The 21,822-nt window shown below is 72.6% G+C and carries 14 protein-coding genes and 1 tRNA gene; 11 read left to right on the top strand and 4 right to left on the bottom strand.

Going from position 1 to position 21,822, the window contains the following annotated elements:
• The first annotated feature begins 105 nt into the window (after positions 1–105).
• From SCA03_RS13935 to SCA03_RS13895, 9 genes are all read left to right on the top strand, one after another.
• Positions 106–630 carry an ATP-binding protein gene (locus SCA03_RS13935; RefSeq protein WP_030883081.1) on the top strand — a complete coding sequence of 175 codons (525 nt, stop codon included), beginning with the start codon at positions 106–108 and terminating at the stop codon, positions 628–630.
• A gap of 616 nt (positions 631–1,246) precedes the next feature.
• Positions 1,247–3,646 (top strand): sodium-translocating pyrophosphatase, encoded by a 2,400-nt coding sequence (locus tag SCA03_RS13930; RefSeq protein ID WP_030886584.1) that lies wholly within the window; start codon positions 1,247–1,249, stop codon positions 3,644–3,646.
• A 264-nt stretch (positions 3,647–3,910) separates the two neighbouring features.
• Positions 3,911–4,483, top strand: a complete 573-nt coding sequence (locus tag SCA03_RS13925) for a small secreted protein (RefSeq protein WP_037849723.1) — start codon at positions 3,911–3,913, stop codon at positions 4,481–4,483.
• Positions 4,484–4,739: 256 nt separating this feature from the next.
• The gene (locus tag SCA03_RS13920) at positions 4,740–6,308 is read left to right on the top strand and encodes a DUF7059 domain-containing protein (protein WP_086815308.1); all 1,569 of its coding nucleotides are present in this window, start codon (positions 4,740–4,742) and stop codon (positions 6,306–6,308) included.
• A gap of 224 nt (positions 6,309–6,532) precedes the next feature.
• Positions 6,533–9,502: a type I DNA topoisomerase gene (gene topA / locus SCA03_RS13915; RefSeq protein ID WP_086815307.1), complete on the top strand. Its 2,970-nt coding sequence runs from the start codon at positions 6,533–6,535 to the stop codon at positions 9,500–9,502.
• A gap of 138 nt (positions 9,503–9,640) precedes the next feature.
• Positions 9,641–13,057 carry a dTMP kinase gene (gene tmk, locus SCA03_RS13910; protein ID WP_086815306.1) on the top strand — a complete coding sequence of 1,139 codons (3,417 nt, stop codon included), beginning with the start codon at positions 9,641–9,643 and terminating at the stop codon, positions 13,055–13,057.
• 77 nt (positions 13,058–13,134) lie between these two features.
• A complete protein-coding gene (locus SCA03_RS13905) occupies positions 13,135–14,346 on the top strand; it encodes a DNA polymerase III subunit delta' (protein ID WP_086815305.1) in 1,212 nt (403 codons plus the stop codon).
• A 153-nt stretch (positions 14,347–14,499) separates the two neighbouring features.
• Positions 14,500–16,086, top strand: coding sequence for an alpha/beta hydrolase (locus tag SCA03_RS13900; RefSeq protein WP_030883069.1), 1,587 nt, complete (start codon positions 14,500–14,502; stop codon positions 16,084–16,086).
• 178 nt (positions 16,087–16,264) lie between these two features.
• A tRNA-Thr gene (locus SCA03_RS13895) sits at positions 16,265–16,338 on the top strand.
• An 83-nt stretch (positions 16,339–16,421) separates the two neighbouring features.
• Here the strand turns inward: SCA03_RS13895 and SCA03_RS13890 are convergent.
• The 3 genes from SCA03_RS13890 to SCA03_RS13880 form a co-directional block, all read right to left on the bottom strand.
• A complete protein-coding gene (locus SCA03_RS13890) occupies positions 16,422–16,835 on the bottom strand; it encodes an SDR family oxidoreductase (RefSeq protein ID WP_230988659.1) in 414 nt (137 codons plus the stop codon).
• Positions 16,836–17,008: 173 nt separating this feature from the next.
• A complete protein-coding gene (locus SCA03_RS13885; RefSeq protein ID WP_086815106.1) occupies positions 17,009–18,100 on the bottom strand; it encodes a hypothetical protein in 1,092 nt (363 codons plus the stop codon).
• A gap of 301 nt (positions 18,101–18,401) precedes the next feature.
• Positions 18,402–19,298, bottom strand: coding sequence for a CPBP family intramembrane glutamic endopeptidase (locus SCA03_RS13880; protein ID WP_030886634.1), 897 nt, complete (start codon positions 19,296–19,298; stop codon positions 18,402–18,404).
• A 319-nt stretch (positions 19,299–19,617) separates the two neighbouring features.
• Here SCA03_RS13880 and SCA03_RS13875 point away from each other — a divergent pair, with 319 nt between their 5' ends.
• Positions 19,618–20,085, top strand: coding sequence for a VOC family protein (locus SCA03_RS13875; RefSeq protein ID WP_030883034.1), 468 nt, complete (start codon positions 19,618–19,620; stop codon positions 20,083–20,085).
• Positions 20,086–20,177: 92 nt separating this feature from the next.
• Here the strand turns inward: SCA03_RS13875 and SCA03_RS13870 are convergent, their stop codons facing one another.
• Entirely contained in the window at positions 20,178–21,050 is an 873-nt protein-coding gene (locus tag SCA03_RS13870) for a proline iminopeptidase-family hydrolase (protein WP_030883032.1), read from the bottom strand.
• A gap of 404 nt (positions 21,051–21,454) precedes the next feature.
• Between SCA03_RS13870 and SCA03_RS35720 the strand changes: the two genes are divergently transcribed.
• The coding region (locus tag SCA03_RS35720) for a hypothetical protein (RefSeq protein WP_218037776.1) at positions 21,455–21,822 on the top strand (368 nt) is incomplete at its 3' end.

Raw genomic sequence — 21,822 nt, 5'->3', positions numbered from 1 at the left:
GGACCGGACGACCGGAAGCCCGGTGCCGGCAGCGGCACATCGGGCCTCGGGCCCCGCTGAGGGCGGTGGCCCACAGAAGCCGAGGGAAGACCCGAGGGGGATGGCATGGCCACCGTTGAACTCCTGTTCAGTCCGCTGCCGGAGCACGTCCGGACGGCGCGGCTGGTGGCTGCCGCGGTGGCGCGGCGCTCAGGGGTGGACGAGGCCGTGCTGGACGAGGTGCGGCTCGCCGTGGGCGAGGCGTGCACCCGCGCCGTCGGCCTGCACATGGCGCACGGCGTCGAGGGCCCGGTCCGGGTCTCTCTGATCGAGGACGAGAAGAAGTTCGCCATCGAGGTCGCCGACGAGGCGCCGCACCGGCGGTTCTCCGTGCCCGGCGCCTCCGTCGGCACCGCGCCCCTCTCCTCGTCCGGCGGCACCGGCAACGGCCACGCGGAGGCCGAGGGTGCGCTCGTGCCGGGCGCCCGGGGCGAGATCCCCGAGCCGACCGCCGAGGAGGACGAGGGCGACGGCGAGATGGGGCTCGCGGTGATCAGCGGGCTCGTCGACGACGTCGAGGTGTCCGCCGACGAGAACGGCGGCGTCATCCGGATGAGCTGGCCGACGGCTCCGGAGTCCCTCGTCCCCTGAGCCGGCCCCCCGGCTCCCCCCTCACCGCGGCTCCGGCCCTTCCGGGCCGCGTTCCTCATCGCTTCAACCGGCGCTCCGTGCCCCGGAGTTCCCCCACGGCTGCTCTCCACTTCCCGGGCGCGCCTCTCGGCGGCCGTGCGGCTCTCCGGCTGTGCCGTGAGGCCGTTCGCGGCCTCTCCGTCCCCAGGCCCTCGCGCGGGGCCGTGCGCGGGCTCTGTGGAAGCCCCGGGAGAGTGACGGGTGAAGGGATCGTTCCGCGCCCTCCCTGGGAGTGGGTGCGAGGTACGGAAGAGGGCTGTTGCGCCCGTTTCTTCGATCTTCCGGGTGGATATTCGTGATCTCCCGATCACTTCCCGGCGTATTTCTGACCAGGTGATTTCCCGGGCCCCTGATCATTTGGGAGATCATTCTTTCGGGGTCAGCCGAATTTGCGGCTTCCCTCGTGCGAGCGAATTACCGGGCCGGGGAAGCGGCCGATCTTCGCCGGTGGGGGCGAATTCCCGCTGCTGTGCTCTGTTTGGATCGAGTGGCGCTCCCTACAATCCGTCCACATCTTTGCAGCAGGACGCCTGAGCGTGCTTGCGCGCGCCCATGTGCCAAACGTCAAGGAGGACGAATGGCGGGGCAACTCAGCCCACTTTCCCACCCCCGGCTCCTCGCTGATGCCGCAGAACTGACCAGTGGCAACCGCGGACTCGCGATCGTGATCGCGGTCGTCGCGCTGGCAGCGCTGGGCGTCGCCGTGGTGCTGGTACGACAAGTGCTCGCAGCCGGTGAAGGCACCGACAACATGAAGAAGATCGCGTCCGCGGTGCAGGAGGGCGCGAACGCGTATCTGGCGCGACAACTGCGCACCCTCGGGGTATTCGCGGTGGTCGTCTTCTTCCTGCTCATGCTCCTGCCGGCCGACGACATGAAACAGCGGATCGGCCGCTCGCTGTTCTTCCTGGTCGGTGCGGCTTTCTCGGCGGCCACCGGCTATATCGGTATGTGGCTCGCGGTGCGCAGCAATGTGCGCGTGGCTGCCGCTGCGCGTGAGGCGACTCCCGCGCAGGAAACGGTGTCCGCGGATCTGACCGCCGTTTCGCACCGGGCCATGAAGATCGCATTTCGCACGGGCGGCGTCGTCGGAATGTTCACCGTCGGCCTCGGGCTGCTCGGTGCGGCGTGCGTCGTGCTCGTCTACGCGGCCGACGCGCCCAAGGTGCTGGAGGGCTTCGGCCTCGGTGCGGCGCTGATCGCGATGTTCATGCGGGTCGGCGGCGGCATCTTCACGAAGGCCGCGGACGTCGGCGCCGACCTCGTCGGCAAGGTCGAACAGGGCATCCCCGAGGACGATCCGCGCAACGCGGCGACGATCGCGGACAACGTGGGCGACAACGTCGGCGACTGCGCCGGTATGGCGGCGGACCTGTTCGAGTCGTACGCGGTGACGCTCGTCGCGGCGCTCATCCTCGGCACGGCGGTGTTCGGCGACTCCGGGCTCGTCTTCCCGCTGCTCGTCCCCGCGATCGGCGTGATCACCGCGATGATCGGGGTGTTCGCGGTGGCTCCGCGCCGGGCGGACCGGAGCGGGATGACGGCGATCAACCGCGGGTTCTTCATCTCCGCCGTGATCTCCCTGGTGCTGGTGGCCGTGGCCGCCTTCGCGTATCTGCCGTCCAGCTACGCGGATCTCAAGGGCGTCTCGGGCAGTGACGCGCCGGAGATCCTGGGACACAGCGGTGACCCCCGGATCCTGGCGATCGTGGCGGTCGCGATCGGCATCGTGCTGGCCGCCGTGATCCAGCAGCTGACCGGCTACTTCACGGAGACGAACCGGAAGCCGGTGCGGGACATCGGCAAGACCTCGCTGACGGGCCCGGCGACGGTGGTGCTCTCCGGTATCTCGATCGGGCTCGAATCGGCCGTCTACACCGCCCTGTTGATCGGTCTCGGCGTCTACGGGGCCTTCCTGCTGGGCGGCGGCACGGTGATGCTGGCGCTGTTCGCCGTGGCGCTGGCGGGGACCGGGCTGCTGACGACCGTCGGCGTGATCGTCGCCATGGACACCTTCGGGCCGGTCTCCGACAACGCGCAGGGCATCGCGGAGATGTCCGGCGACGTCGAGGGCGCCGGGGCGCAGGTGCTGACCGATCTGGACGCGGTCGGGAACACCACGAAGGCGATCACCAAGGGCATCGCGATCGCCACCGCGGTGCTCGCCGCCGCGGCCCTGTTCGGCTCCTACCGCACGGAGTTGGGCAAGGCCCTGGACACGGCGCAGCAGAGCGCGGGCAAGATGCTGGACCTCGTCGACATCGCACAGCCCAGCACGCTGGTCGGGCTGATGTTCGGGGCCGCGGTGGTCTTCCTCTTCTCGGGGCTGGCCATCAACGCCGTGTCCCGGTCGGCGGGTTCGGTGGTCTACGAGGTGCGCCGGCAGTTCCGGGACCGGCCCGGGATCATGACGTACACCGAGCAGCCCGAGTACGGCCGCGTCGTGGACATCTGCACCAAGGACGCGCTGCGGGAGCTGACGACGCCGGGGCTGCTCGCCGTGATGGCGCCGATCTTCGTGGGCTTCACGCTGGGCGTCGGCGCGCTGGCCGCGTTCCTCGCCGGGGCGATCGGGGCCGGCACGCTCATGGCCGTCTTCCTCGCCAACTCCGGCGGCGCCTGGGACAACGCGAAGAAGCTGGTCGAGGACGGGCACCACGGCGGCAAGGGGAGCGAGGCGCACGAGGCGACCGTCATCGGCGACACGGTCGGCGACCCGTTCAAGGACACCGCGGGCCCGGCGATCAACCCGCTGCTGAAGGTGATGAACCTGGTGGCGCTGCTCATCGCGCCCGCCGTCGTCAAGTTCAGCTACGGGCAGGACCAGAGCGTCGGTGTCCGGGTGACGGTGGCGGCGCTCTCCGCCGTGGTCATCGTGGGCGCCGTGTACCTCTCCAAGCGGCGCGGGATCGCCGTGGGTGAGGAAGACAACACCGAAAGGGTGGCGAAGCCCTCCGATCCGGTGGCCGCCTCCTAGCCGGCGGCGACCGGCGCGGCGGCCGGTACGGCGGCTTCCGTGCAGCTCAACACGTGGGCGGGCGGGGCGCGTTGGCGCCTCGTCCGCCTCGTCGTGTGCCGGGATCCGTGTAGCCGGAACGCATGTGACTGCTGACCGGAATGTCGGGATGTGCGTTGTGGTGCAAATGGCTGTAATCCCGGACAGATGAATTGTGCGGCTCGTCGCGGCTCCCGCCCCGGCGTGTATGTTCCGGGCCGAACAGCCATGGAAGGGACCGATCCGGTGAACAAGAAGCTTGTGGCCGCGCTGTCCGGCAGTGCGGCACTCGTACTCGCGCTGACCGGGTGCAGCGACGACAGTGGCGAGAAGGCGGACGCCTGGGCCAAGCAGGTCTGCGACAAGGTCAGGCCCGAGGTCCAGAAGATCCAGAAGGCGAACGCCTCCATCGACGAGGCTTCCCCCCAGACGCACTCCCGCGCCGACGTCAAGAAGACCGACTCGGCCGCCTTCCAGCAGGTCTCCGCGGCGTACGGATCTCTGGCGAACTCCATCGACAAGGCGGGCGATCCGCCGGTGGACGGCGGAGCGAAGATCCGCAAGGACGCCGTCAAGGAACTGCGGAGCCTCTCCAGCCAGTACAAGGGCCTGAAGACGAAGATCGACTCGCTGAGCACGGCGGACAACGACAAGGCCAAGGCCCAGTTCTCCAAGGGCCTGGAGGACGTCGCCTCGCAGATCAAGACGCTCGGTGAGAGCGGGAACAAGGCGCTGGAGAACCTCCAGAAGGGCGACCTCGGCGAGGCCGTCGCCAACCAGGAGGACTGCCGTAAGAAGCCCGGCGCCAAGAAGTCCTGACGGGGCGTGGACCCCGGCCGCCGAGGCGGCGGCGAGCGGCGCTCCCGCGCTCTCCCGGCCCCGGCCCTCTCGCGGATGCGACGGGCCGGGGCCCTCGTCTGTCCGGCGGCGTCGGGCGGGGGTGCGCGCTGATCCCGTGTCAGGACCGTTACGGCGCACCGGGCATGCCGCGGGGCCGGCCCGCCCGCGCTCCCGCGGGGGCGCGGGGTGATCCGGCCGGGGCGGCGGGCGCGGGCCGGCCGCCGGGCCGAGGAGAATGGGCGCCGTGAGTACAGAAGCGCTTCCCCAGGCAGGAGACGAGAGCACCCGGCGACTGAGGGAGGCTCTGCGTGCCGCACGGTTCACCGCCGACGGGCTGCTGGACCTCCTCGGCGCGCCCGCCTACGCGGCGCTCGCCCGCGGCGAGACGGTGCCCGCGCTGCGGGCCACCCGCGACGAGGGCCCGCTGCCGCTCCTCGTCCGGCTCTTCCTGCTCCAGCAGCCGGTGCCGTACGCGCGGGTGAGCGAGGTCCTGCCGGCCGAGGAGGCGCTCGCCGACGGCTGGCTGGAGCGGGTGCCGCAGGCCGACGAGGTGCGCGCGACGGTCGATGTGCGCCCCTACTCCGGTCCGGCGGAGCAGGACTGGTGGATCGTCTCCGACCTCGGCTGCGCCGTCGGCGGCGCGGGCGGCATCGGTTCGGCGGGCAGCGGCGGGCCCGGCGGCGGCCGGGCCCCTGCCGAGGGCGCCGTGCTCGGCGTCGGCGGGGCCTCCACGACGCTCGCCGGGATCACCGTGCGCGACCCGGTGGGCCGCGTTCTCGACCTCGGTACCGGCTCCGGCATCCAGGCCCTGCACGCCGCCACGCACGCCTCGCACGTCACCGCGACCGACGTCAATCCGCGCGCCCTGCGCTTCGCGCGGCTCACCCTCGCCCTGTCCGGCGTCCCGGAGCCGGAGCTGCGCGAGGGCTCGCTGTTCGATCCGGTCGCCGGCTCGGAGCCCTACGACCTCATCGTCTCCAACCCGCCGTTCGTGATCTCACCGGGAGCCCGGCTCACCTACCGGGACGCGGGGATGACCGGGGACGAGCTGTGCCGGACGCTGGTGCGGCGCTCCGTCGACCATCTGGCGCCCGGCGGCTGGTGCCAGATGCTGGCCAACTGGGAGCACCGCGACGGGGAGGACTGGCGCGAGCGCGTCTCCTCCTGGGTGCCGCGCGGCTGCGACGCGTGGATCGTGCAGCGCGAGGTGCAGGACGTGGCCCAGTACGCGGAGCTGTGGCTGCGCGACGCGGGTGACCACCGCGGGGATCCGGCCGACTACGCGGCGCGGTACGACGCCTGGCTGGCGGAGTTCGAGGCGCGCGGGACGAAGGCCGTCGGCTTCGGCTGGATCACCCTGCGGCGCACGGAAGCGGAACACGAGGCGGTGCTGGCCGAGGAGTGGCCGCACCCGGTGGAACAGCCGCTCGGCGAGGTCGTCCGGGAACACTTCGCGCGCCAGGACTTCCTGCGCAGGACGGGGGACGCGGCACTGCTGGAGCACCGGTTCACGCTCGCCGACGAGGTGGTGCAGGAGCAGGTGGGGATGCCGGGCGCGGAGGATCCGGAGTATGTCGTGCTGCGTCAGAACAGGGGCATGCGGCGGGCGACGACGGTGGACACGGTCGGCGCCGGGTTCGCGGGCGTGTGCGACGGGACGATGACCGCGGGGCGGATCCTGGACGCCATCGGCCAGCTGCTCGGCGAGGACCCGGCGCGGTTGCGGGAGCGGACGCCGGCCGCCATCCGGATGCTGGTCGAACAGGGCTTTCTGGAACCGGTCGAGGGGCCCGCCGGGGCGTAGCGCGCGGCGGCGTCCAGGACGGTCGCGGGCTCCGGTCCCAGCCCGTGCGGCGGGCCGGGGCCCGGACATGCAGCCGGGCCTCGGGCGGGCGTGATGCCTGGTTGTCGGGTTACCGTTCGAGTGGCGTTGTGGACTTTTCCCGTTTGACATGGAGGCGGGAGGTACCGTCACACTCCGCAGCGACACGATGCAGCAGCGCAGCCGACCGGAGAGAAGAGCAGAAGTTGTCCCCGACCCACGAGACCGCAAACGGTGGGCGCCGACTCGTGATCGTCGAGTCACCCGCCAAGGCGAAAACGATCAAGGGCTATCTCGGCCCTGGCTATGTGGTCGAGGCCAGCGTCGGGCACATCCGCGATCTCCCCAACGGCGCAGCCGAGGTCCCCGCGAAGTACAAGGGCGAGCCCTGGGCCCGGCTCGGTGTGAACGTCGATCACGATTTCCAGCCGCTGTACGTCGTCAACAGCGACAAGAAGGACCAGGTCAAGAAGCTCAAGGAGTTGCTGGCCGACTCCGACGAACTCCTGCTGGCCACCGATGAGGACCGCGAGGGCGAGGCCATCGCCTGGCATCTCCAGGAGGTGCTCAAGCCCAAGGTCCCGGTCAAGCGGATGGTCTTCCACGAGATCACCAAGGACGCGATCCAGAACGCCGTCCGCAATCCGCGCACCCTCAACCAGCGGCTCGTCGACGCGCAGGAGACCCGCCGCATCCTCGACCGGCTGTACGGCTACGAGGTCTCGCCGGTGCTGTGGAAGAAGGTCATGCCGCGGCTGTCGGCGGGCCGCGTGCAGTCGGTGGCGACCCGGCTCGTCGTCGAGCGGGAGCGCGAGCGCATCGCCTTCCGTTCCGCCGAGTACTGGGATCTGACCGGGACGTTCGCGGGGCAGGCGGGGGATGCCTCGGCGGGCGACCCGGGCACCTTCGGGGCCCGGCTGGTGTCGGTCGACGGCCGGCGCGTCGCACAGGGCCGCGACTTCGGCCCGGACGGGCAGCTCAAGGACCCGGCGGGTGTGCTGCACCTGGACGAGGAGGCCGCGCGGACGCTGGCCGCCGCGCTGGAGAACACCGACTTCGCGGTCCGCTCCGTCGAGTCCAAGCCGTACCGCCGCTCGCCGTACGCGCCGTTCCGTACGACGACGCTCCAGCAGGAGGCGAGCCGCAAGCTCGGCTTCGGAGCCAAGGCCACGATGCAGGTGGCGCAGAAGCTGTACGAGAACGGCTACATCACGTACATGCGTACGGACTCCACGACGCTCTCGGACACCGCGGTCGCCGCCGCCCGGTCCCAGGTCACCCAGCTGTACGGCAGCGACTACCTGCCGGACAAGCCGCGCACCTACGCGGGCAAGGTGAAGAACGCGCAGGAGGCGCACGAGGCGATCCGGCCCTCCGGCGACCGCTTCCGCACCCCCGCCGAGACGGGCCTGACGGGCGACCAGTTCAAGCTGTACGAGCTGATCTGGAAGCGGACCGTCGCCTCTCAGATGAAGGACGCCGTCGGCCAGTCGGTGACGGTGAAGGTCGGCGGACGCTCCGCCGACGGGCGGGACGCCGAGTTCAGCGCCAGCGGCAAGGTCATCACCTTCCACGGCTTCCTCAAGGCGTATGTCGAGGGCGCCGACGACCCCAACGCCGAGCTGGACGACCGCGAGCGGCGGCTGCCGCAGGTCGCCGAGGGCGATCCGCTGCGCGCCGAGGACATGTCCGTCGACGGGCACGCCACCAAGCCGCCGGCCCGCTACACCGAGGCCACGCTGGTCAAGGAGCTGGAGGAGCGGGAGATCGGGCGTCCCTCGACCTACGCCTCGATCATCAGCACCATCCTGGACCGGCGGTACGTGTTCAAGAAGGGCACGGCGCTCGTCCCCTCCTTCCTGAGCTTCGCCGTGGTCGGGCTGCTGGAGAAGCACTTCGGCCGGCTGGTCGACTACGACTTCACGGCCAAGATGGAGGACGACCTCGACCGCATCGCGGCCGGCAACGCCGAGGCCATCCCGTGGCTGCGCCGCTTCTACTTCGGTGAGGGCGCCGAGGGTGCCGAGGGCGCCGGGGGCGGGCCTGCCGCCGGAGGCGGGGACTCCGCCGCATCTGCCGCATCGGCTGCCGACTCCGGCAACGGCGACGGCGACCACCTCGGCGGTCTGAAGGAACTGGTGTCCGACCTCGGTGCGATCGACGCACGCGGTGTCTCCTCCTTCCCCGTGGGCGAGGGCATCACCCTGCGCGTCGGCCGCTACGGCCCCTATGTGGAGGGCCCCAGCGAGAAGGAGGGCGAGCCCGGCCACCGCGCCGACGTGCCCGACGACCTCCCGCCGGACGAGCTGACCGTCGACTACGCCAAGGAGCTGCTGGCCAAGCCCAGCGGTGACTTCGAGCTGGGCACCGACCCGGACACCGGCCGGCCGATCGTCGCCCGGGACGGGCGCTACGGCCCCTATGTCACCGAGGTCCTGCCCGAGGGCACGCCCAAGACGGGCAAGAACGCCGTCAAGCCGCGCACCGCCTCGCTCTTCCGGTCCATGTCGCTGGAGACGATCACGCTGGAGCAGGCGCTCAAGCTGCTGTCGCTGCCGCGCGTCGTCGGCGTCGACCCCGAGTCCGGCAACGAGATCACCGCGCAGAACGGCCGCTACGGCCCCTATATGAAGAAGGGGACGGACTCGCGCTCGCTGGAGAGCGAGGAGCAGATCTTCACCATCACGCTGGAGCAGGCGCTGGAGATCTACTCCAAGCCCAAGCAGCGGGGGCGGGCAGCGGCCAAGCCGCCGCTCAAGGAGCTGGGCACCGACCCGCAGACCGAGCGTCCCGTCGTCGTCAAGGACGGCCGGTTCGGCCCGTACGTCACCGACGGCGAGACGAACGCCACGCTGCGCCGGGACGACGACCCGGAGACGATCACCCCCGAGCGGGGCTTCGAGCTGCTGGCCGAGAAGCGGGCCAAGGGCCCGGCGAAGAAGACCGCCAAGAAGACGGCGGCGAAGAAGAGCACCTCGGCGAAGAAGACGACGGCGAAGAAGACCGCTGCGAAGTCGACGGCCGGCAAGTCCACGGCCACCAAGTCGACGACGGCCAAGAAGACCGCGTCGAAGTCGACGGCCAAGAAGAGCACCGGTACGGCGAAGAAGGCCGCCGGCGGGTCCGCCGCGAAGAAGAGCGCCTCCGGCGGCGAGGACTCCGGCGCGGACGCCTGATCGCTCCCGCTCGACGGCCCCCGTCCCGCCCGCGGTGACGGGGGCCGTCGGCGTGGGCACGGGGGGCGAAGTCCGCCAGAGCGGACAGTTGTTCGGGTACGGACGCCGAATGCTCCGCCAGGGCTATACGCTGGCGGGATGACGCGTGCAGAGCAGCCAACGGGCGCGACTTCTCAACCCCCCACCGCCCCCGACGACTCCCTGGCCGCGGAATCCCGGGAAGGCGCCGTGCGGGCGCTGCTGCGCTTCCCGCCGCTGCGGCGGCTGTGGAGCGCGCAGTTCACCAGCGGGGTCGGCGACATGCTGGCGCTGCTGGTGCTGCTTCTGCTGACGATGCAGGCGGCAGCGGTGCGCGGGGTCGCCGGGGATCCGGTCTTCGGCGGGGGTTACCGGGGGATGGCCTTCGTCGTCACCGTCGTCCTCGGGCTGCGGCTGCTCGCGACGCTGCTGTTCGGGGCCGTGCTGCTGGGGCCCGTCTCCTCGCTCGTGCACCGGGAGAAGAAGCTCCTGGACAAGCGCTGGACGCTGTTCGGCACGGATGTGCTGCGGGCGGCCGCGCTGATCGTCGCCCCGCTGTGGATCGACTGGGTGCCGGGCAGCGCCTTCCTCGTGCTGCTCATCACCGTCTTCGTCACCGGCGCCGCCGAGCGGTTGTCCACCGTCACCCGGGACTCGGCCGCGCCCGCGCTGCTGCCGGCACCGCCCGCTGAGGGCGACGCCGTCCGGCCGCTGCCCGACCACCACGACGCGCTGCGCCGGCTGTGGCTGCGCTCGTCCTTCGTCGCGCTGCCGATCGCCGCGGCCGGGCTCGTCGTCGTCACCCTGATCAGCAATCTGCTGGGCGCCGGCGTCGACTGGTTCTCGACGCACCAGTCCGCGCTCGCCGCCTATGTGGCGGCCGGGCTGTTCGCCGCCGCCGCTTCGATCGTCTACTTCCTCGAACTCCCGGACGGCCCGACGCCGCGTCCGCGCTCCCCGCTGGAGGGGCTGCGCCGGCCGCGCACCGCCGGCGGCCCGGACGGCGCGGGCAGCGCCGACAAGGGGCGCACCGGCGCGGTCCCGCTGCTCGTCCTGGCCGGTGGCGCCGTCTCCGGCGCCGTTGCCGCCGCTGTCGCGCTCGCTCCGCTGCACGCGGCCGACCTCGGTGGCGGTCCGGTGGCCTTCGCGCTGTTCGCGCTGGGGCTGAGCGGCGGCACCGTCGCCGGTATCCGCCTCGCGCCGCGCACGCTGCCCGCGCTCTCCCGGCGTCGGCTGCTGGCGCTCGTCATCGGGCTGACCGGTGCCGCGCTGCTCGTCGCCGGGCTCGTCGGGGACATGACGACGGTGTGCGTGCTCCTGGCGCTCTCCGGCGCCGGCGCCGGTATCGCGGCCAACACCCTGCACACCCTGCTCGACCAGGAGACCGAGGAAGCGCGCCGCGCCCGCACCACCGAACACCTCCAGGCCGCCGCGCGGCTCTCCGTCGCCGTGTGCGCGCTCGTCGCGCCCGCGCTGGCCGCGCTCATCGGGCCGCACCGGGTCGAGAACGGCTCCTTCGTCTTCGACCACGGCGGCGCCGCCTTCGCACTGATGCTCGCCGGCGCGCTGCTGCTGCCCGTCGGCGCGCTCGTCCTCGGCCGCGCCGACGACCGGCAGGGTGTGCCGCTGCGGCGCGATCTGCTGGACGCCTTCGGCGGCGGCCGGCCGGCGCAGGCCCCCGCGGAGAACGGCTTCTTCCTCGTCCTCGAAGGCGGCGACGGGGCCGGCAAGTCCACCCAGGTCGAGGCCCTCGCGGAGTGGATCAGGAACAAGGGCCACGAGGTCGTCGTCACCAAGGAGCCGGGCTCGACGCCGGTCGGCAAGCGGCTGCGCTCGATCCTGCTCGACGTCTCCTCGGCCGGGCTCTCGCACCGCTCCGAGGCGCTGCTGTACGCCGCCGACCGCGCCGAGCACGTGGACTCCGTCGTCCGGCCGGCCCTTGAGCGGGGCGCCGTCGTCATCTCGGACCGCTACATCGACTCCTCCGTCGCCTACCAGGGCGCCGGGCGCGATCTGTCCCCCACCGAGATCGCCCGTATCTCCCGCTGGGCCACCGACGGACTCGTGCCGCATCTGACCGTGCTGCTCGACGTCGACCCGGAGACGGCGCGCGAGCGCTTCACCGAGGCACCCGACCGGCTGGAGTCCGAGCCGGCCGAGTTCCACCAGCGCGTCCGCTCCGGTTTCCTGGCGCTGGCCGCCGCCGACCCGGCGCGCTACCTCGTCGTCGACGGCGCCCAGGAGCCCGAGGCCGTCACGACCACCGTGCGCCACCGGCTCGACCAGGTGCTGCCGCTCTCCGAGGCCGAGAAGAAGGCCCAGGAGGAGGCGCGCAAGCGGGCCGAGGAAGAGGCCCGGCGCAGGGCCGAGGAAGAGGCCGCGCGCAAGGCCGAGGAGGAGCGCAAGGAGCGCGAGCGCAAGGAGCAGTTGGAGAAGCTCCGGCGCGAGGAGGAGGAGCGCAAGCGCCGCGAGGCCGAGCTCGAACGGCAGCGCGAAGAGGCCCGTAAGGCGGAGGAGGACCGGCTCCGCGCCGAGGAGGCCCGGCGCAAGGCCGAGGAGGAACGCAAGCGGCGCGAGGCCGAACAGCGCGCCCACGAGGAGGAGCAGGAGCGCCTGCGGCAGCGCAAGGCCGAGGAGGACCGGCTCCGCGCCGAGGCCGAGGAGCGCCGGCGCGAGCGGCAGCGCAAGGCCGAGGAGGCGCTGCTCCGGGCCGAGGAGGCGCGTGCGGCGGCCGAGCACGGAACCGGCGCGGGCACGCAGGCCACGGCCGAGGGCGCTGCGGCGCCGCCGTACTCGATGCGCAAGGAGTCCTCGTCGACGGGTGAGGAGACCCGGGACCGGGCGTCCGGGCGGACGGCCCCGGGCGCGCACGACCGGACGCGCGAGGAGACGACCGGCGAAGCGCCGCAGTCCGCACGGGAGTTCGCCCCCGACGGCACGGAGGCCGACACCGCGCAGATCCCGCAGGTTCCGGCGCCCGGCGCCGACGAGCCGCACCAGCCGTCCGCCGGCGGCCGGGACGACAGCGAGGAGACGACGCAGCTCCCGCAGGCCGCAGCGCCCGGCAGCGGGAACGGCCCCGGGGTCCCCGACGGTTCCGACGGCTCCGACAGCGAGCGGACCGCCCAGCTCCCGCAGGCGGCGCCCGCCTCACCGGACGCCGAGGAGACGACGGTCCTCCCGCAGGTCCCCGAGCCCGGCGCCGAGGACGAGACCGCCCTGCTGCCCCGCGTCGAGGACCCGCGCCAGGCGCGCGGAACAGCGGGTCACGCCGGCGACCGCGCCGATGCCTCCGCCGACGAGGACCGCACCCGCGAGCTGCCGCAGGTCGACGAGGGTGCCCGCCGCCGTCCGTCCTGGGCGGAGGAGACCCCGCTCGACGACGTCCCGTCGCTCGCCGACGAACTCCTCGGCCCGCACGACGACGCCTTCGACGCCCCCGAGTCCTCCCAGTCGCCCGGGGCCGCCGGAGCCTCCGGGCCCTCCGGCTCCTCCGAGGAGGAGAACGACGCCCCGCACGGCCGCGACCGGCGCTGACCCCGGCGCGGCCCCCGCCCCCGGAAGCCGCAGGCACCCGTCCCCGGGTGTCGGCGGCGTCCGGGACAATGGGGAGCATGGCGGTGTGGGATGACTTGGTGGGCCAGGAGCGGGCCACGGCGCAGCTGGAGGCCGCGGCCCGCGATGCCGACGCGTTCGTGACGGCGGAGGCGGCCGAGCCGGGCTCGGCACGGCTGTCCGGCTCGTCGATGACCCACGCGTGGCTGTTCACCGGCCCGCCCGGCTGCGGACGGGCCTCGGCGGCGCGGGCGTTCGCCGCGGCGCTCCAGTGCGTCAGCCCCGATCGCGCCCTCGGTGGCGCGCCCGGCTGCGGCTTCTGCGAGGGCTGCCACACGACGATGGTGGGCACCCACGCCGATGTGGAGATCGTCCGCACCGATCTGCTCACGATCGGCGTGAAGGAGACGCGCGATCTGGTGCGCCGGGCCCAGATGTCACCGGCCGGCGGACGCTGGCAGGTGATCGTCCTGGAGGACTCCGACAGGCTGACCGAGGGCGCGGGCAACGTCCTGCTCAAGGCGGTCGAGGAGCCGGCGCCGCGCACGGTGTGGCTGCTGTGCGCCCCCTCCACGGAGGACGTGCTCCCCACGATCCGCTCGCGCTGCCGCCATCTCGCGCTCCGCACACCCCCGGTGGACGCCGTCGCGGACCTGCTCGTCAGGCGGGACGGCATCGAGCCCGGCATGGCCGCCTTCGCCGCCCGCGCCACCCAGGGGCACATCGACCGGGCGCTCCGGCTGGCCACGGACGAGCGGGCGCGCGCCCGGCGTGAGGCCGTGCTGAAGCTGCCGTCCCGGATCGACGACGTGGGCGGCGCGCTCCGCGCGGCACAGGAGCTGATCGACGCGGCCGGCGAAGACGCCAAACAGGTGTCCGAGGAGCTGGACGCGAAGGAGACCGAGGAGCTGCGCGCGGCCCTCGGTGCCGCCGAGGGCAAGCGCCTGCCGCGCGGCACAGCGGGCGCCATGAAGGAGCTGGAGGACAAGCAGAAGCGCCGCTCCACCCGCACCCAGCGCGACTCCCTCGACCTCGCCCTCACCGATCTGACCGCCTTCTACCGCGACGTCCTGGCCCGCCAGTTGGGCTCGTCCGTCGCCCTCTCGCACGACGAGAGCGCGGACACCGTCGGGCAGCTCGCGGGCACCTCCCGGCCGGAGCAGACCCTGCGCCGGATCGAGGCCGTCCTGGACTGCCGCCGCGCGCTCGACCGCAACGTCGCGCCGCTGCTCGCGGTCGAGGCCATGACGATGGCGCTGCGCGCCGGCTGACGCCCCGTCGCCCCGTTGCCCTGCCGCGCGGCCCCGGCCGGGCCCTCACCCGTACGGGCACCTCCCCGCCTCGCGCGGGCATGTGCGCGTACGGCGCGGATACGCTCACAGCACGTGCAGGGAGCGCACGTGCCGTGAGCGGAGGGACTTGCCATGAATCACACCCGTTTCGTCCGCGGCCCGGGCGCCGCGCTGGTGGGGGCCGCACTGCTGGTCTCCGGCTGCACGAGCGGCGACGGATCCGACGGGACGCGCTCGGGCGCCACCGCCTCGGAAGCGGGCGCGCCCGCCCCGCATCTGCGCCCGCTGCCTGCCGGCGTCCCCGATGAACTGCGGCCCTACTACGACCAGAAGCTCCACTGGAGAGGCTGCGGCCCGGCCGGCTTCGAGTGCGCGACGCTGCGCGTGCCGCTGGACTACGCGCATCCGCAGCACGGGAAGCGCGACGCCGAGGTCCGGCTGGCCGTCACCCGCAGCAAGCCGCGCGGCGGCGACCAGCCGCATTTGCAGGTGAACCCCGGCGGCCCGGGCGGCTCGGCCATCGAATACGTCCAGGAGTCGGCCGGGCTCTCGTACCCGGAAGAGGTACGCAAGCGCTACTCCCTGGTCGGCATGGACCCGCGCGGCGTCGGCCGCAGCGAACCCGTCACATGCCTGACCGACAAGCAGATGGACGCCTACACCCGCGTCGACCAGACACCGGACGACGCCGCGGAGACCCGCGAACTCGCCGACGCCTACAAGAAGTTCGGCAAGGGCTGCGCCCAGCGGTCCGGCAAGCTCATCGGCCATGTCTCGACCACCGAGGCCGCCCGCGACATGGACGTCCTGCGGTCCGCCCTCGGCGACAAGAAGCTCGACTACGTGGGCGCCTCCTACGGCACCTACCTCGGCGCCACCTACGCCGGCCTCTTCCCCGGGCGCTCGGGCCGCCTCGTCCTCGACGGCGCCATGGACCCGTCGCTGTCCTCGCGCCGCGTCAACCGCGAACAGACCGCCGGCTTCGAGACCGCCTTCAAGGCGTTCGCCGAGGACTGCGTACGCCACTCCGGCTGCCCCCTCGGACGCGACAGCGCGGGCAAGGCGGCCGAGCGCATGTCGGCGTTCTTCGCACGCGTGGACAAGAAGCCGCTGAAGACCGGCGACTCCGGCCGCACCCTCACCGAGGCCCAGGCCACCATGGGCGTGATCCGCGCCATGTACGACAAGGGCTCCTGGCCGATGCTGCGCGAGGCGCTCTCCGCGGCCCGGAAGGGAGACGGCTCCCAGCTGCTCGCCCTCTCCGACGACTACTACGAGCGCGGCCCCGACGGCACCTACAGCAACACCATGTACGCCAACGCCGCCGTGAACTGCCTGGACCTGCCGCCCGCCTTCTCCGGGCCCGAGGCCGTGCGCAAGGCCACCGACTCCTTCGAGAAGGCCAGCCCCGTCTTCGGCCGCGGCTTCGCCTGGGCCGCCCTCAACTGCGGCGACTGGCCGCACAAGCCCACCGGTTCGCCGCACCGCATCGCCGCCAAGGGCGCCGACCCGATCCTCGTCGTCGGCACCACCCGCGACCCGGCCACCCCCTACCGCTGGGCCCGCGGCCTCGCCGGCCAGCTGGAGACCGCCCGGCTGCTGACCTACGACGGCGACGGCCACACCGGCTACCAGCGCGGCAGCAACTGCGTCGACCGCGCCGTCAACACCTACCTGCTCTCCGGCACACCCCCGAAGAACGGCACCACCTGCCACTGACAACACCCTCCGTGCCACCCCCGTCACCCACCGCACCCCTGACGGCCACACACTCCCTGACCAGCCCGAACCCCACCCGACCCCCCTCCTCCGCACCCCACAAACCCGGTCCGGAGCACCCACTCGCACCCTGTAGACTTGTCGTCGCTGCGGCTGCCACGCTGGCCGCGCGCAGCATGCCGCCTTAGCTCAGTCGGCCAGAGCGACGCACTCGTAATGCGTAGGTCAAGGGTTCGATTCCCTTAGGCGGCTCCGGCGAAGCCCAGGTCACATAGTCTGTGACCTGGGCTTTTTGATGTTCCGGAGTCGGATGGAGGACCGGCTGGGCGATCGTCTTATGTCTGCGTGAGTCCTGATCGGACAAGGGGTGGACGAGCGTGCAGCGCGTGTGCCAGCAGGCTCAGCACGAGGCGGGTGAAGACGTCCGAGACGTTGAACCGGCCGCGGTGGCGCGGGTGGGCGAGGATCAGGTTCGAGCGGAAGACGGCGACGGGCAGGCCGAACCTCTCGTGCGCCTCGCGCAGCAGCACCTCCCCGGCCCATTTGGCGGCCGCGTGACCGTCGGCGTAGGCGCGCCCGAGGTCGCGGGTGGGGCAGGCGGTGCGGACGTCCGCCGACTCGTCGGCCGCCGACTCGTTCCCGAGGACGACGGCCACCGTCGACAGGTAGGTCAGCTGCTTGATCCGCGAGGTGACCGCGAGCCAGGCTGTCCTGGATGATCTCGCCCGCGCCGCCGCCGAAGCGGTCATCAAGCTCGTGCCACGAGGCTGCGGGCCGGCTCCGGCTCCGGCCATCAACCGGGATTCGCAGGGCGCCTGACACCCACGAACCGCGACGGGGCCGGTCAGCCAACGCCCACCGGCCCCGTCGGCGTGTGAACAGAGAACTGACATCAGGTTCCCTGCAACGGGACTGGCCGCACCTACTCACGCGAGGCGGTGGTCGGCTGACGCTCCTCGGGTTCCTGCTGAGCGGTGGCAGGCGGCTCGCTGTCGCCCCGGGCGAAATCGAGCAGGTCCCGTGCCCGCAGTGGCGGCTCCGAAGGACCTCCCAGCTTCAGGGGGAGGACCAAGGTGACGATGGTCAAGGGGACCACCGCCTCGCCGGGCACACCGACCGCCGACAGGAGCCAGGCGAGGGCGGAGGCGAGAGCGACACCGACAGAGGCGAGGAAGGCCACCCGCTTCCGGGGCTCGCCATGAGCCACCTGCGAAGACACCAGAAGGCTTTCCGGGAGCAGGTTCTGCGGGGTGCCGGCGCACAAGCCGTGCAGAACGGTGGCCAGCTTGCCGGCGAGTTCGTCCACCGCGCCCGCGTCTCCGCGCTGCACGCGCCGCGCGTCCCAACGCAGCGCTTCCCGGACCCTCTTCGCGTGTTCGATGGTCGCGGGCCGCTCCTGCCGGACGTGGTACTTCTTCGCCCGATGTACCAAGACAGCCGCCACCGCGTCGACCGCGCTGTCCAGCCGGGACGGGCTCGCCTCCCGGCGCCGGACCCGGTGCGCGGTGATCAGCGCGTTGCACACCATCCTGGTGACCGGCAGTCCCAGACGGGGTCCATAGACGCGCGCAGCGCCACCGACGGCAGTCAGAGCGAAGAGCAGCACAGCGGCAACGGTCGTGATCAGCGCGGTCAGCCCTGGGATCTTTCCATCCGCGGCATGCGCGTCCAAGGTGGTGAGGTTGAAGAGGACGAGCGCCGGACAGCCGATGACGACGGCTGTTGCCGTAGCCAGCACCTGTGCCTTCATCAGCCGCTCGCGCAGCGCCCCGCGAAGAGCGAAGGGCAGCCGGAACTCGGCCATAGCCGCCTCCAGCCGGGCCAGCATCCGCAACCGGCCGCCGAGTGCGCGCGGGGCACCACGGCGACGTCGCCGCCGCAGCGCCACCCACACGTACACCGTGTAGGCCCAGCGCACCAATGTCGGTGCGACCAGCAGTCCGTAGATGGCACCCCCCATCATCCAGGTGAGGTCGGTCGCAAGCTGATCTTGCAGTCGTTCTGCCTGGCTCATTCGCCACCCCAGTCCGTACGGCCGGTGCCACCGGCTTCGGATCAACAGAGCAGGAACGGACGATTTCTTGTCAGGGTTCCACAAGAGCCATCGCACCGGAGAGCAACCCTTCACGGCACACCGTGTCCAACCCCCGGGCACTGGGCCCGGTGTAGCCGACCTGCGGGCCGCCCCTTTGCGGGCGTGCCGTCGCCGGGCCGGGACGACGGGCCGAGCGGGTGCACACGGCGGAACCCCGAGGCCGTGAAGGCGTCGGGGTTCCGTGGCGGTGTTGCGTGGGGGGAGAGCTGCGCGGTGCTGCTCAGACCTGTGCCGGGGTGCGGGCGGGGTGGGCCGGTGCGGCCGGGGTGGTGCCGGTCGCGGGGCGGCGGCCGGTGAGCAGGAGCACGGCGATGAGGACGATCTGGCAGCCCATGATCAGGGCCTGGGTCGCGGGGGTGTGCACGTCGAGCAGGATCATCGTCGTGTTGACGGCGAAGTGCACGGCGATCGAGGCGAGGACGCCGGCCCGGTCGTAGGCGCAGGTGACCAGCATGGCCATGGGGATGTTGCCGGCGGCGAAGAGCACACCGCCCGGGGTGGCGAGGCCGAGGTCGTGCTGGACGGTGCCGTCGACGAAGAACAGCGGCAGGTGCCACACGGCCCAGATGACGCCGAGCACCAGGGCGATCCGGAAGCGGCCCATCGTGGCGCGCATCCTCGGGTAGGCGGTGCCGCGCCAGCCCGGCTCCTCGGAGAGCGGACCGGAGATGATCATGCTGACGAGGAACGCCGCCGGGCCGCCCATGTCCTGCATCACGTCCCGGCTGTCCGACCAGCTCAGCGCGGTGTCGCCGGCCGCGTGGCCGATCACCGCGGCGCCCAGCACCGCTCCCGAGGCCGCCACCATGAGCAGCGGTGCCCAGAGCAGGGCGGCCGGGCGGAACCGCACCGCGTGCTCCGGCACCGGCTCGCGCCGCCGCCTGCGCCGTATACGGATCACCAGGGCGCCTGCCAGCGGGCCGAAGGCGCCGAGCAGGAAGGGCGTGTAGGTGGGGGTGCCGGGAGTCGCCGGTCCGCCGAGGCCGATCGCCGTGCCCCAGCAGGCCCAGCTCATACCGAAGGCGATGACCAGGAAGAGGATCAGGTCGCCGCGGCGGCGGGCGGGGGTCGCCGGGTTCTCGGAGTGCGCGGGCACGGTTGTCTGCGAAGGAGACATGCCTGGGTCCTTTGTGTGAGCCGTCGTGCGGGGGAAGGCCGTGCCGCTCGCCTCGGGGTGTGTGTGGTCCGGGGAGCGCGTGACCGGGTGGCCGGACAGGGTGCGGCCCGAGCAGACGAGGGTTCGCCGGCTCGCTTCTCAACTTCGAGAACATTATCAGAAGTGAGACTGTGGGGAATCCCGTCGGGCGCGGCCGGGCCGGTGCTCGTCGTCGCGCCGGAACTCGTCGGGGCAGCGGACCGAAGCTGTCCGCTACTCCCGGAAGGGTGGTGCGCGCGGCGAACAGGCCGCCGAGAACCGCTAGGAGAAGGGCCCACCGATGGGTATCAGGACCACCACCCACCTCAACTTCCGCGGCACCGCCCGGCAGGCGCTGACGTTCTACCAGGGCGTGTTCGGGGGCCGGCTGACCCTCGCGACGTACGGGGACCTCGGTGCGCCGAAGGAGGCGCCCGGCGCGGACAAGATCGTCTTCGGGCAGGTGGAGAGCGAGGACGGCTTCCGCGTCATGGCCTACGACATCCCCGGCGCCGACGACGCCGACCCGGCCGCGCTCGCGGGGTCGACCCGCCGGGAGAACGGCACGACCGTCACCGACCGCACCTTTTTCCAGTCCGTGAGCGGCGAGACCCTCGACGAGGTCGCCGGCTACTGGAAGGCGCTCTCCGACGGCGCCGACATCATCGAGCCCCTCGCCGCCTCGGCCTGGAGCGCCGGGTTCGGCATGCTCACCGACCGGTTCGGGGTCACCTGGGTTCTCGACGTCCGCGCGCCGGACGCCGGGTGACGCGGCCCGCCCTGCCGGGGCGGACCGGTCGGACGGGCGGGGCCGGCCGGTGTGGCCGGACCGGCCCGTCCGGGAGTTCGGCGCCTGGCGGATCAGCGGGGGCGGGCCTCGACGCGGGCCAGATGGTCGCGGATCAGGGCGAGGTACTCCGTGCGCAGCGGGGCGGATTCCAGGTAGGGCATATGGGCCGCGCCGGGCTGGGTGAGGTGGCGGGCGTCCGGGATGCGGGCGGCGATGTCGGCCAGGTGGGCGGGGACGCAGGTGTCGAACTCGCCGCCGAGGACGAGCGTCGGGACGCCGATCCTGTCGAGTTCGTGGAAGATGTCCCAGTTCTTCAGGGTGCCCGTCACGTGGTAGTCGGCGTGCCCGATCAGGGTGCGGTACGTCGTCGTGCTCGTCTTCGCCGGGTCGAGCCGGGGGATGGCCGTGCGGACGAGGTGGGCGCGCAGGTAGGCGGCCTGGGCGAGGTGGTAGTCCGGGTCGTCGGTCTCGCCGCGCAGTTCGCGGCCGTAGGTGCGGTCCAGCACGTCGCCGGGCAGCTGCGCCAGGAGGTCGCGGACCTCCGCCTCGAACCGGGGGATGGCGGCCAGGCCGTTGGAGCAGATCAGGCTCGTCCAGTCCGGGTCGCGCTCCGCCGCGTACTGGAGGGCGAGCATGGCGCCCCACGAGTGGCCGTAGACGTGGGGGCGCTCCAGGCCGAGTTCCTCGATGACGGCGCCGAGTTCGTCGAGGAAGCGGTCCACCGTGAGCAGCGCGGTGTCCTCGACCGGGTCCGAGCGGCCGACGCCGAGCTGGTCGTACCAGACGACCTCGCGGTCAGCGGCGAGCGTCTCGAAGGGTGCGAACAGCGGGTCGCTCGGGTAGCCGGGGCCGCCGTGCACCAGCAGCAGCGGTGTGCCGCCGCCGCCCGTCCTGCGGTACCAGACCTTGCCGCCGGGGACGGCGATCCTGCCCTCCGTCGTCACCGGCCGTCCTCCTCGCGGGGCGGGCGCCCGGCTCCGGCGGGGTGGGAGCCGTGGGGGCTGCCGGGCTTCCGGTGCTGCTGCCGCATGGCAGGGGTCTCCTTCGCTCCTGGGGGACGTCGGGCGGTCGGGCCCACCGTAGAAAGAGCGCCCGAGCTGCGGAAGGCTTGAACTTTTCGCGGTCGTCGGGCAGGGCGCCCCCGCCAGGTGGGCTGCGGCGGGCGGGAGTTGGGGCCGGTCCGGCGGCGGGAGCGGCCGGAGGTGCTCCACGGGCGGAAGTCGCGGGAGAGGCGCGTGAACTTTCGGGGCGGAGGCTGCATCAGACCTGGAGACCGGCTGGTGCGGCGCGGGGTCCGTGAGAGGCGGACGGGAGGGCGGTCGACCGGCGAGGAGCACAGACGAGGCAGGTGAGAGCAGTGGGAGAGCCGTGGGGCGAGGGCGCCGTGGCGCGGGGCCGGCGGGACGTCCGTCGTGGCGGTGGCGTCGTACGCGGGGGCCGTCGGGGGCCCGGCGAGGGACGGCGGCCCGGTGTTCGGCCCGGTGATGTGCTGGCCGTTCTCGCGCTCGTCGCCGGGATCGTGCTGGGGGTCGGTTCGTGGCGTACGTACGCCACGGAGAGCGCGGGGCGGGAGGGCGCGGAGGACGGGGCGGACCGGGGGCCGGCCCTGGTGAAGCCGAAGGAGGTCATCAGGCCGGTGCCGGCCGGTGCTTCGGCGCACTGCGCCGGGGCTCGGCGGCCCGCGGGGGTGGCCCGGGCGGCGTCCGCGCCGGGGGG

The sequence above is a fragment of the Streptomyces cacaoi genome, assembly GCF_006539165.1.
GTDB classification, from domain to species: Bacteria; Actinomycetota; Actinomycetes; order Streptomycetales; family Streptomycetaceae; genus Streptomyces; species Streptomyces cacaoi.
The sequence above is the reverse complement of the archived record's forward strand: the minus strand, read 5'-3'. Positions and strand labels throughout refer to the sequence as shown.